This is a genomic window from Streptococcus ruminicola, from assembly GCF_011387195.1.
Lineage (GTDB): Bacteria > Bacillota > Bacilli > Lactobacillales > Streptococcaceae > Streptococcus > Streptococcus ruminicola.
Map to the genome: position 1 here is coordinate 1,454,023 of NZ_CP046919.1, position 11,816 is coordinate 1,465,838.

Sequence of the window (11,816 nt, forward strand, 5' to 3'; positions counted from 1 at the left end):
GGAGAATAATCATGACAACATTTGAAGGAAAATTTATCGGAAAAGACTTGAAAATCGCAATCGTTGTGGCGCGTTTTAATGAATTCATCACCTCAAAATTATTAGGTGGTGCCGTGGACGGTCTGGTTCGAAATGAAGTGGCTGAGAACGATATCGATGTTTACTGGGTTCCTGGTGCTTTTGAAATTCCATTTATGACGAAAAAAATCGTTGCCAGCGGCAAATACGACGGTGTTATTACCCTTGGGAGTGTTATTCGCGGGTCAACAAGTCATTATGATTTGGTCTGCAACGAAGTGGCTAAGGGTGTTGGTCAGATTAATCTTACTAGTGACATTCCAGTTATGTTTGGTGTGATTACCACTGAGGATATCGAGCAAGCTATCGAACGTTCAGGCTCTAAAGCTGGTAATAAAGGTAGCGAATGCGCCCAAGGTGTGCTTGAGATGATTAATTTGGCAAAACAACTGTAATAGAAAAAAGCTAAGACGATTTGTCTTAGCTTTTATGGTGTTAAGCTTAGAAAATGAAGGGTTTATTTCTTCACCAAGAAGAGTTTTCCTTGTGTTGGGATGATGATAGCTAGCGCTAAAATGACGAAGACTAGAGTTAGGAGTCCAGCAGTGCCATTGACGCTGAGAGAATAAAGGTAAGGTGACATGCCTTTTGGTGCGTAGCTTCCCCAGAAGATAAAGCCAGCTACAAAGTGCCAAAAGTAGCGGACAAAAACAGCAAGTGTGGCACCGATAGTTGAGTAAATCAAAGCACGTCCTTTATTGTCCTTAGAGAGAGCATTTTGAAATGGCGCAGATAAAAATCCAGCCAAGCCCATTGAGATAAAGGCAATGATGTATTCGATGATAACTTGTGACAAAGCCAAATACCAAACTTTACCTAAAATGAAGTGAAGCAAGCCCCAGATAAGACCAGCTAGAGTTCCGTACTTTGGACCGCGACGTAGGGCAAAAAGGACGACTGGCACCGCACCGAATGAAGGGGTGAACCAGCTAGCAAAATCTGGAATATAAGATAAAGCCATAGCAAAAGCAGCAACCAATGCAGTCTCAATTAAAGCAGACAATTGAGAATTCTTCGACGACATAAAAAAGCTCCTTCTAACACAAAGGAGCTTTTTCTGATAATATGTTCAATGCTATTTTAATCACGTTTAAAAAAGTCATATCACAATCCCTACGCTCGTCCTAACGAGATCAGGTTATCAGGATTTCGCAAATGCGATCTCAGCCGATGGCACTCCTTTGTGAATTCAATTTGTTTATAGTCTAGCATGAAAGAAACTTTCTTGTCAAGACAGTTCGAAAATATTTTTTGAAAATTCTAATCATTTTTCGCCTTTTCTTGAAAAGCTTAGTCAAGGCCATAATTGTAATCATCATCTTGCATAGCTTCAACAGAACCAAGAAGGTATCCGTTTCCGACCTGACTAAAGAAGTCGTGGTTTGAAGTTCCTGTTGAAATACCATTCATGACGATTGGGTTGACGTCATTTGCGGTATCAGGGAAAAGCGGGTCTTGCCCTAAGTTCATGAGAGCTTTGTTGGCGTTATAACGTAAGAAAGTCAGAACTTCCTCAGTCCAGCCAACTTGGTCATAAAGTGTTTTGGTGTAATTTTCTTCATTTTCATAGAGTTGATAAAGTAAGTCATACATCCAATCACGCAGGTCATCTTGCTCTTTCTCAGATAATTCATTGAAACCAAGTTGGAATTTATAGCCAATGTAAGTTCCGTGGACAGATTCATCGCGGATGATTAATTTGATAATTTCAGCGACATTTGCCAATTTATTATTGCCAAGATAATAAAGTGGTGTGAAAAATCCTGAGTAAAAGAGAAAGGTTTCAAGAAAAGTTGAAGCGACCTTCTTTTGTAGAGCAGTGCCATTTTCATAAATATCATTGATGATTTTGGCTTTTTTCTGTAAGTATTCGTTGTTGTTTGTCCATTCAAAGATTGCTTCGATTTCTGATTTTGTGTTAAGTGTTGAAAAAATGGAAGAGTATGATTTGGCGTGGACAGATTCCATAAATTGGATATTGTTGAGGACGGCTTCTTCGTGAGGTGTTCTGACATCTGCACGAATCGCTTCTACACCAGATTCTGATTGCATGGTATCAAGAAGAGTTAAGCCACCAAAAACTTTACCGACCAAATCTTTTTCTTGGTCAGAAAGCTTGCGCCAATCATCAAGGTCGTTTGAGAGCGGAATACGCGTATCAAGCCAGAATTGTTCGGTCAACTTTTCCCAAGTTGACTTGTCAATCACATCCTCAATCTCATTCCAGTTAATGGCTTTATAATAAGTTTGCGACATGTATTTTCTCCATAAAAATAGTTTAGAAAACCAGTCAGATGACTAGGTTCGGGTTAGCTTATTTATCTAGTAGCGCTGGCATTAGCCGTGACGTGACACTAATCATTTTTAAACTAACAAAAGTTGTCAAAAGCTTATGCCACGTAAGCAATTGACTCGGTTCTAGTCGATTAATGAAGTTAGTAAGTGAACTAGGCAGTCCGCCCGAGCGGTTGCCGTCATGTTATTAGGTCCTTTAGGACCAATGCAAGTTTTTAAGTAGTTACGCCACGGAATTAATCGACTCGATTTTAGTCGATTAATGAAGTTAGTAAGTGAGTTAGCTATTCGCTATAGCGAATAGCGTAGTCTGACAGACGTTTTAACGTCTAGTCAGACTTACTCAGTTAAATCACACAGCTTTCGCATTGGTTTGAGCCAACTTCTTCACCGTCATCTGTAAAGGTGCGGATATAATAGATTGATTTGAGCCCTTTATTGAAAGCGTAGTGACGCAAGATAGAAAGGTCACGAGTGGTTTGTTTGCTTTGCGTTTTCCATTCGTAGATTCCTTCTGGAATATCGCTGCGCAAGAACAAAGTGAGGGACAATCCTTGATCAACATGCTCAGTAGCTGCAGCATAAACGTCAATGACTTTTCGCATATCCATGTCGTAAGCAGACGTGTAATAAGGAATTGTATCTGTAGACAACCCAGCTGCTGGGTAGTAAATCTTACCGATTTTCTTTTCTTGACGTTCCTCAATGCGTTGTGTAATGGGGTGAAGTGATGCTGAGACATCGTTGATGTATGAAATCGAACCATTTGGAGCAACGGCAAGACGATTTTGATGGTAAAGTCCGTCTGTCATCACAGCATCGCGAAGCTCAGCCCAATCCTCACCGCTAGGAATAAAGTGCCCAGCAAAGAATTCTTTGACGCGGTCAGATTTTGGTACAAAATCACCAGTGATGTATTTATCAAAATAACTACCATCAGCGTAGCTTGATTTTTCAAAGCCTACAAAGGTTTGCTTGCGTTCGCGAGCAATCTGATTAGATTCGACTAAAGTCCAGTAATTGAGCAGCATAAAATAGATATTTGTGAACTCGATAGATTCTGGACTTCCGTAGTGAATGTGATTTTGGGCAAGATAAGTGTGAAGTCCCATAGCACCAAGTCCGAAAGTATGGGCTTGTTCATTGCCGTGTTTGATTGTTGGTACTGCTTCGATTGATGACGTGTCTGATACGAAAGTTAAGGCACGTGTCATGGCTTTGATAGAACGACCAAAATCAGGAGAAGTCATCATATTAACCACATTGGTTGAACCAAGGTTACATGAAATATCTGTTCCCATTTTGACAAATTCTTGGGCGTCGTTGATAATGCTTGGCTTTTGAACTTGAAGAACTTCAGAGCATAGATTTGACATGATGATTTTGCCATCGATTGGATTAGTGCGGTTAGCGGTATCAATGTTAATCACGTAGGGATACCCAGACTCTTGTTGGAGTTTTGAAATTTCAGTTTCCAAATCACGCGCTTTAATTTTGGTTTTGACAATGTTGGGATTAGCGACCATTTTGTCGTACTCTGCTGTGATATCGACGTAACTGTATGGCACACCGTACTCACGCTCGACACTATATGGACTAAAGAGGTACATGTCTTCATTTTTACGAGCTAATTCGTAAAATTTATCTGGGATGGTAATCCCAAGCGAAAGGGTTTTGACGCGCACTTTCTCGTCAGCATTTTCTTTCTTAGTCGATAAAAAGGCCATGATATCTGGGTGGAAAACATCGAGATAAACAGCACCTGCACCTTGACGTTGACCAAGTTGATTTGAGTATGAAAAACTATCCTCAAAGAGTTTCATCACTGGAACAACACCGGACGCTGCGCCTTCATAGCCTTTGATTGGCGCGCCAGCTTCACGCAAGTTTGACAAGCTGATACCGACCCCACCACCGATACGTGACAATTGCAGGGCTGAATTGATAGAACGTCCGATAGCATTCATATCATCTGTCACAGAAATCAAGAAACATGATACAAATTCACCGCGTCGACTTCGTCCAGCGTTCAAAAAAGAAGGAGTGGCTGGTTGGTAACGTTGATTAATCATCTCAAGTGCTAAATCCTGCGCCAGCTCTTCATTTCCATCAGCAAAATAAAGGGCATTAAAGAGCACACGGTCTTCGATACTCTCAAGATATTGGCTGCCGTCATTTGTCTTTAAAGCATACTGTTGGTAGAACTTGTAAGCTGCCATGAAAGATTTGAAGCGAAACTTGTGAGACTGCAAGTCTTTAGACAAGTTTTCAATAAAGTCTGGTGAGTATTTACCGATGAATTCAGCTTCGATGTAATCATTGGCAATTAGATAGTCAATTTTTTCAGTGATGCTTTCAAATGTCATGGTGTTTGGAATGACATTTTCAAGAAAGAAAGCTTTGAGAGCTTCTTTATCTTTATTTAACGGGATTTGACCGTTTACTGGACGGTTGATTTCATTATTAAGGCGAAAGTAAGAGACTTCGCCAAGATTTTTAAGACTCATAAATAAAGTAAGTTACCTAGTTCATAGATTGAGTAAGGTAATTCCTTTCTAATTCAAGATGGAAGAGTAGTTAAATAATTTCTTTTAGTTTATTTGGTTGAAATCCTGAAAAGGCAATTTCGCCAGCTTTGATAACTGGAGCGGCTGTAAAACCAAGACTTTTAACGTAATCAATCATATCTGGGCGTTCATCCATGTTGATTTCTTGGAATTCAGCGCCCGCTTTTTCTAAAAGTTTTTTAGTCATTTTGCATTGCATGCAATTATTTTTTGAAAAAAGTGTAATTTTATTAGCCATTAGGCTTTCCTCCATAAATCGTTATCTTTTTTTAATTCAATGTTTAATTAGAATAGCCAAAATATACCAAAAAAGCAACCAAAAAGACTTACAAAAACACCATATGTAGCGGTTGGTGATTGTCGTTGGTACAAAATGTAGTGATACCAAGGTTTAACAGCTTTTTTATTTTTAAGTAACACATCATGTCAGGAAATCTAACACGCACCTGTAAATTAATGTTGACAAAATTTTCTGAATTTTGTATAATTAAAAACAATATTATTATAATCGGGGGTCCGTACATGACAGAGTTCTTATCTAAATTTTCTTTCAAAGAGAATGACTATTCTTACCTAAATCTTGAAGAAGCCGTTTCTCATTATGGAGGAAATATCAAAAGAATCCCTTACACTATTCGTATATTACTTGAAAGTTTACTCAGAAAGTATGATGGAGTAGATGTTACAAAAAGTCACATTGAAAATTTAGCAACTTACAATCCTAAAAACATCCAAGGCGAAGTCCCATTCAAACCAAGTCGTGTTATCCTACAAGATTTCACTGGTGTACCAGTTGTTGTCGACCTTGCATCAATGCGTGATGCCATCGTTTCAAATGGTGGTGATGCAGATTTAATCAACCCTGAAATCCCAGTTGATTTGGTTATTGACCACAGTGTCCAGGTTGATTTCTTTGGCTGCGATACAGCTTTAGAAGATAACATTAATATGGAATTTAAACGTAACAATGAGCGTTACGAATTTTTGAAATGGGCTGAAAAATCATTCGATAATTACCGTGCTGTTCCACCAGCAACAGGGATTATTCACCAAGTTAATATTGAGTATTTAAGTGATGTTGTCATTGAAAAAGATGGTATGCTTTACCCTGATTCAATGTTTGGTACTGATAGTCACACAACAATGATCAATGGTATTGGTGTGCTTGGTTGGGGAGTCGGAGGTATTGAAGCAGAAGCAGCTATGCTTGGTGAGGCTTCGTTTTTCCCAATTCCAGAAGTCATCGGTGTCCGTTTGACAGGTAAATTGCCTAAGATTGCGACTGCAACTGACTTGGCACTTAAAGTGACACAAGTCCTTCGTCAAGAAAAAGTTGTCGGCAAATTCGTTGAGTACTTTGGTGATGGTCTTTCAAATCTTAGTCTTGCTGAACGTGCAACTATCGCTAATATGGCTCCTGAATACGGTGCAACATGTGGTTATTTCCCAATCGATGATGAAACGCTTAACTACATGCGTTTGACAAACCGTGATGAAGACCACATTGCATTGACAAAAGAATATGCTAAACGTAACAATCTTTTCTATGATCCAGAGCATCAAGCTGAATACACTAAAGTTGTTGAGATTGATTTGTCTACCATCTCACCAAGTATCTCTGGACCAAAACGTCCACAGGATTTGATTGATTTGACACAAGCAAAACAAACTTTCCAAGAAAGCTTGACACGCGAAGCAGGTGTTCAAGGATTTGGTTTGACAGCAGATGAGATTAATAAAACAGCAACTGTTCACTTTGAGGACAAAGATGTGGAAATCAAGACTGGACATGTGGCAATTGCAGCTATCACATCATGTACGAATACTTCAAATCCTTACGTGCTCATGTCAGCTGGTTTGCTTGCCAAAAATGCTGTTGAACGTGGTTTACGCGTAGCTCCGACAGTCAAAACATCACTTGCCCCTGGTTCAAAAGTGGTGACAGGTTATCTTCGTAACTCTGGTTTGCAAACTTACCTAGATACACTTGGATTTAACATTGTCGGTTACGGTTGTACAACATGTATCGGTAACTCAGGTAGCCTTCGTCCAGAAGTTGCAAAAGCTATTACTGACACTGACTTGCTTGCATCAGCTGTTTTGTCAGGTAACCGTAACTTTGAAGGTCGTGTCAATCCACTCGTCAAAGCAAACTTCCTTGCTAGTCCACCGCTAGTTGTGGCTTATGCGCTTGCTGGAAATACGAATATTGACTTGACAACAGAACCACTTGGTTTTGATCAAAACAATGAGCCAGTCTATCTTAAAGACATCATGCCAACAAATGATGAAGTAGCAAAATACGTTGACCAATTTGTCACACGTGAATTGTTCGAACACGAGTATGAGCATGTTTTCACTGACAGTGAAAAGTGGAACCAAATTCCAACAGAAGAAAGTAAAATCTATCATTGGAATGAAGCCTCAACATACATCCAAAACCCACCATACTTTGATAACTTGGGTGATGATTTAGCAATCAAACCACTTAAAAACCTTAAACCATTGGCTAAATTTGGTGATAGTGTCACAACTGACCACATCTCACCAGCAGGTAACATCGCTAAAAACAGTCCAGCTGCTAAATATTTGACAGAACATGGTGTTGATTACCTTGATTTCAACTCATATGGTAGCCGTCGTGGTAACCACGAAGTCATGATGCGCGGAACATTTGCCAACATTCGAATTCAAAACCAATTAGCCGATGGTAAAATTGGTGGTTATACAAAATACAATGGTGAATTGATGCCAATCTATGATGCAGCTATGCATTATAAAGAAGATAATGTTGACACTTTGGTCATTGCTGGTAAAGACTATGGTATGGGATCAAGTCGTGACTGGGCTGCCAAAGGGTCAAATCTTCTTGGTGTTAAAGCTGTTCTTGCTGAAAGCTTTGAACGTATTCACCGCTCAAACCTTGTCATGATGGGGGTTTTACCATTGCAATTCTTAGAAGGTGATACAGCTGAAAGTCTTGGATTAACAGGTTACGAAACATACGATATTAACCTTTCAGAAAATCCTGGTATTCACGATATTGTAGATGTGATTGCGCGTGATGAATCAGGTGAAAAACACTTTAAAGCCATGGTCCGTTTTGATGCGGATGCTGACATCCGTTACTACAAAAATGGCGGAATTCTACCAATGGTTGTTAGAAAGAAATTAGGGGGTGCTTAATATATGACAGGATCAAGTGGATTAAAAGATTTAATCGCCTGTAATACCCGTATTAGTTCGATTATTAATGATAATTTATCTTATGCAGGTTACAATATTTCAGAATTGATGGACAATGATGCTAGTTTCGAAGAAGTGATTTACCTTCTTTGGAACCTTCATTTGCCAAATAAAACAGAGCTTGATGATTTTGTAAAATTACTTCGTGATAACTATGAAATCAGTGACGCTGTTGTGCAATGTATTATGATTCAATCACGTAATCATTTGCATCCGATGAGTGTTCTTCGTTCAACAGTTAGCTTGCTAGGTGTTTACAACGTTAATGCAGAAGATAACTCAGAAGAAGCAACTTACGAACAATCTATTCAATTAATGGCAAAAATGCCAACGATTATTGCAGCTTTTGCTCGTTTGCGTGAAGGAAAAACACCAGTAGCACCACGCAAGGACTTGTGCTTTGCCGCCAATTTCCTTTATATGCTAAATGGTGAAGAACCAACAGAATTGCAAGTTAAAGCTTTAAATCGAGCTTTGGTTTTACATGCTGATCATGAATTAAATGCCTCAACATTTGCCGCTCGTGTTTGTGCCTCAACTTTGGCTGATATTTATTCTTGTGTAACAACAGCGATTGGTACCCTTAAAGGACCTCTTCACGGTGGCGCTAATGAACGTGTTTTCGACATGCTGACTGAAATCCGTGAAATGGGTGATACTAAAGCTTATCTAAAAGAAAAACTTGATTCACAAGAAAAAATTATGGGATTTGGCCACCGCGTTTATAAAACACAAGACCCACGTGAAAAATATCTTCGTGAAATGGCTCAAGCTTTAACAGAAGGAACTGAAAATGAAATTTGGTTTGACTTGTCTCGTGAAATTGAAGATTACATGAAACATACTAAAGGTTTGATTCCAAATGTCGATTTCTATTCAGCGACAGTTTATCATGTGCTTGGTATTGATAGTTCAATCTTTACCTTGATTTTTGCCATGAGTCGTGTTGCTGGTTGGATTGCTCATATTCAAGAACAACAAAAACATAATAAATTGATTCGTCCACGTTCTCGTTATAAAGGTGAACTTGGTTTGAAATATGTTCCACTTGAAGATCGTTAAAAAAGATTACGAAAGGAAAAAGGAAAATTATGGCTGATAAAATCACTTTAGAAAATGGCCAATTGGTCGTTTCTAATCATCCAATTATCCCTTTTATTGAAGGGGATGGTGTTGGACGTGACATTTGGAAGAATGCGCGTGCTGTCTTTGATGCTGCTGTTGAAAAAGCTTATCAAGGTCAAAAGAAAGTTGAATGGCATGAACTTTTAGCTGGTAAAAAAGCGCATGAAGCAACTGGGAAATGGTTACCAGAAGAAACGCTTGATACGATTAAAGAAGATTTGATTGCTATTAAAGGTCCTCTAGAAACACCAGTTGGTGGTGGGATTCGTTCGTTAAATGTTACACTTCGCCAAGAATTGGATTTGTATGCTTGTGTTCGCCCAGTTCGCTATTTCAAAGGAATTGAAAGCCCGCTTAAAGAACCAGAAAAAACAAGTATTACGATTTTCCGTGAAAATACAGAAGATATTTATGCAGGGATTGAATGGGAAGCTGGTACAGCAGAAGTGAAAAAAGTCATTGAATTCTTGCAAAATGAAATGTCTGTCAGCAAGATTCGTTTTCCTGAAACAAGTAGCATTGGTATCAAACCTATCTCAAAAGAAGGTAGTGAACGTTTGATTCGTTCTGCAATTGAATACGCTCTTGCTAATCAACTAACAAACGTCACAATTGTTCACAAAGGAAATATTCAAAAATTTACCGAAGGCGGCTTCCGTAAATGGGGTTACGAACTTGCAGAACGTGAATATGCTGATGAATTGGCAAGTGGGAAATTGGTTATGAATGACATCATTGCCGATAACTTCTTGCAACAAATCCTACTAAATCCTGAAAAATTTGATGTTGTCGCTTTGACAAACTTAAACGGTGACTATGCGAGTGATGCTCTTGCTGCTCAAGTTGGTGGTATCGGAATCTCACCTGGTGCTAATATCAACTACGTAACTGGACATGCAATCTTTGAAGCAACTCACGGAACAGCTCCTGATATTGCTGGAAAAGACATTGCTAATCCATGTTCTGTTCTTTTATCTGGTTGTATGTTGTTTGATTATATCGGATGGACAGAAGTTGCCAGCTTGATTTCTCAAGCAATTGAAACAACTTTTGCCAAAGGTCAATTTACAGCAGATTTGGCGCAAGGAAAAGCCGCTTGCTCAACAAGTGAATTTGCAGCTAAACTTATTGAAAATATGTAAAAGCTCGCCTAGAACAAGTCTTGTTCTAGGTTTTTTGTTATAATGAGAATAGTTTGAAATTTAGAGGTTGGCGTTTTATGGGCTATTCTATAACGGATATTATTTTTCTATTTTTTATTTATTCATTTATCGGTTGGCTATGGGAAACCATTTATTGCTCCATTCGTGATAAAAAGTTTGCTTATCGTGGTTTCTTAGCTGGGCCTTATTGTCCAGTTTATGGCTTTGCGGTGGCGACGGTTTTAATCGGCACAAAACCATTTCAAAACAATCTACTAGGACTTTTTATCAGTGGCATGCTCATTGCGACGATTTTTGAATTTCTGGCTGGCTGGTTTTTGGAGAACTTCTTTCATATGAAACTTTGGGATTATAGCCATTTATTTGGTAATGTTAAAGGTTGGATTGCTCCTGAAATTTCACTTTTTTGGGGAGTTAGTATTTTGATACTTGTTAAATTTGTCCAGCCAACGGTCATGGCTGTTATCAATCGTTTGAATGGCTGGTTTGCCCTAGTGATTGTTTCTATCATGACAGCGGATTTGATTTGGACAGTTATGGATACTGTGAAATTTCAACAAGCTGCAGCAACGGTTGAAAAATATGTTCGCTCTGAACAGGAAAGATTGCTTCGATCTGTTAAAACAGAATTTGACGACTGGACTAAACAAAGAGAAGCTTTCAGCAAACGTTTGGAGAAATTTAGACTTCAGCTAAATGAGAATTTAAAAGTTAAGGGTGTTCAGCCATTTCGTTTTAACCAACGTCGTATGTTGCGGAACTATAAAAATCTTAGCTTGACAACAGCACCATTCTTTAATGAAATTCGTAAACAAACAGCAGCCCTAAAAAAGAAAAAAGCTGAAAAGAAAGATTAATCAATAAATGGAAGCGAGTTCAACTTGTTTCTATTTATTTTTGAAAAAAACAGGTAATTTTACAGCCTGAAAGTGCCGTTTTTCCTTAATTTTTCAAAAAAGAAGGCGCATACAAGGTGTGTAACTATTGAAATAAAAAAGGGTTTATGCTATAATCATAGCTTGTAAGGGTTATCATAAGGTAATCCGAAAAAACACAAATAAAAGGAGAACCATAATATGGCTTCAAAAGATTTTCACATTGTTGCAGAAACAGGTATTCACGCACGTCCAGCTACTTTGCTTGTTCAAACAGCTAGCAAATTCGCTTCAGACATCACTCTTGACTACAAAGGTAAAGCAGTAAACCTTAAATCAATCATGGGTGTTATGAGTCTTGGTGTTGGTCAAGGTGCTGACGTAACTATCTCTGCTGAAGGTGCTGACGCTGATGACGCACTTGCAGCAATCGAAGAAACAATGACAAAAGAAGGATTGGCTTAAGA

10 protein-coding genes and 1 riboswitch are annotated in these 11,816 nt (G+C 38.7%); of the genes, 6 read left to right on the top strand and 4 right to left on the bottom strand.

Annotated elements, in window-relative coordinates; all coding sequences use genetic code 11:
* Window positions 1-11: 11 nt before the first annotated feature.
* Window positions 12-473: a 6,7-dimethyl-8-ribityllumazine synthase gene (ribH, locus tag GPZ88_RS07515; protein WP_166043900.1), complete on the top strand. Its 462-nt coding sequence runs from the start codon at window positions 12-14 to the stop codon at window positions 471-473.
* A gap of 62 nt (window positions 474-535) precedes the next feature.
* Here the strand turns inward: ribH and thiT are convergent, their stop codons facing one another.
* From thiT to nrdH, 4 genes are all read right to left on the bottom strand, one after another.
* Window positions 536-1,102 (bottom strand): energy-coupled thiamine transporter ThiT, encoded by a 567-nt coding sequence (thiT, locus tag GPZ88_RS07520; protein ID WP_166043902.1) that lies wholly within the window; start codon window positions 1,100-1,102, stop codon window positions 536-538.
* Window positions 1,103-1,171: 69 nt separating this feature from the next.
* A riboswitch (TPP riboswitch) is annotated at window positions 1,172-1,269 on the bottom strand.
* Between the two features lie 99 nt (window positions 1,270-1,368).
* On the bottom strand, window positions 1,369-2,334 hold the full coding sequence (nrdF, locus tag GPZ88_RS07525; protein ID WP_166043903.1) for a class 1b ribonucleoside-diphosphate reductase subunit beta: 966 nt from the start codon (window positions 2,332-2,334) through the stop codon (window positions 1,369-1,371).
* Between the two features lie 386 nt (window positions 2,335-2,720).
* The gene (gene nrdE / locus GPZ88_RS07530) at window positions 2,721-4,880 is read right to left on the bottom strand and encodes a class 1b ribonucleoside-diphosphate reductase subunit alpha (protein ID WP_166043905.1); all 2,160 of its coding nucleotides are present in this window, start codon (window positions 4,878-4,880) and stop codon (window positions 2,721-2,723) included.
* A 70-nt stretch (window positions 4,881-4,950) separates the two neighbouring features.
* The gene (gene nrdH, locus GPZ88_RS07535) at window positions 4,951-5,178 is read right to left on the bottom strand and encodes a glutaredoxin-like protein NrdH (protein WP_014334480.1); all 228 of its coding nucleotides are present in this window, start codon (window positions 5,176-5,178) and stop codon (window positions 4,951-4,953) included.
* Window positions 5,179-5,462: 284 nt separating this feature from the next.
* On the opposite strand from nrdH, the gene acnA reads away from it, so the two are divergent.
* The 5 genes from acnA to GPZ88_RS07560 all read left to right on the top strand — a co-directional run bounded on the left by acnA (window position 5,463) and on the right by GPZ88_RS07560 (window position 11,814).
* A complete protein-coding gene (gene acnA, locus GPZ88_RS07540; RefSeq protein WP_157628847.1) occupies window positions 5,463-8,126 on the top strand; it encodes an aconitate hydratase AcnA in 2,664 nt (887 codons plus the stop codon).
* Between the two features lie 3 nt (window positions 8,127-8,129).
* Entirely contained in the window at window positions 8,130-9,248 is a 1,119-nt protein-coding gene (locus GPZ88_RS07545; protein ID WP_074601537.1) for a citrate synthase, read from the top strand.
* 29 nt (window positions 9,249-9,277) lie between these two features.
* Entirely contained in the window at window positions 9,278-10,453 is a 1,176-nt protein-coding gene (gene icd / locus GPZ88_RS07550; RefSeq protein ID WP_157628848.1) for an NADP-dependent isocitrate dehydrogenase, read from the top strand.
* A gap of 77 nt (window positions 10,454-10,530) precedes the next feature.
* Window positions 10,531-11,331: a putative ABC transporter permease gene (locus GPZ88_RS07555; RefSeq protein ID WP_157628849.1), complete on the top strand. Its 801-nt coding sequence runs from the start codon at window positions 10,531-10,533 to the stop codon at window positions 11,329-11,331.
* Between the two features lie 219 nt (window positions 11,332-11,550).
* Window positions 11,551-11,814 carry a phosphocarrier protein HPr gene (locus GPZ88_RS07560; RefSeq protein WP_003064009.1) on the top strand — a complete coding sequence of 88 codons (264 nt, stop codon included), beginning with the start codon at window positions 11,551-11,553 and terminating at the stop codon, window positions 11,812-11,814.
* Window positions 11,815-11,816 lie beyond the last annotated feature (2 nt).

Coding starts and splice junctions, on each gene's coding strand:
- GPZ88_RS07555 (WP_157628849.1), top strand. CDS start 10,531: ATGGGCTATTCTATAACGGATATTATTTTTCTATTTTTTATTTATTCA.
- thiT (WP_166043902.1), bottom strand. CDS start 1,102: ATGTCGTCGAAGAATTCTCAATTGTCTGCTTTAATTGAGACTGCATTG.
- GPZ88_RS07560 (WP_003064009.1), top strand. CDS start 11,551: ATGGCTTCAAAAGATTTTCACATTGTTGCAGAAACAGGTATTCACGCA.
- nrdE (WP_166043905.1), bottom strand. CDS start 4,880: ATGAGTCTTAAAAATCTTGGCGAAGTCTCTTACTTTCGCCTTAATAAT.
- icd (WP_157628848.1), top strand. CDS start 9,278: ATGGCTGATAAAATCACTTTAGAAAATGGCCAATTGGTCGTTTCTAAT.
- ribH (WP_166043900.1), top strand. CDS start 12: ATGACAACATTTGAAGGAAAATTTATCGGAAAAGACTTGAAAATCGCA.
- acnA (WP_157628847.1), top strand. CDS start 5,463: ATGACAGAGTTCTTATCTAAATTTTCTTTCAAAGAGAATGACTATTCT.
- nrdF (WP_166043903.1), bottom strand. CDS start 2,334: ATGTCGCAAACTTATTATAAAGCCATTAACTGGAATGAGATTGAGGAT.
- GPZ88_RS07545 (WP_074601537.1), top strand. CDS start 8,130: ATGACAGGATCAAGTGGATTAAAAGATTTAATCGCCTGTAATACCCGT.
- nrdH (WP_014334480.1), bottom strand. CDS start 5,178: ATGGCTAATAAAATTACACTTTTTTCAAAAAATAATTGCATGCAATGC.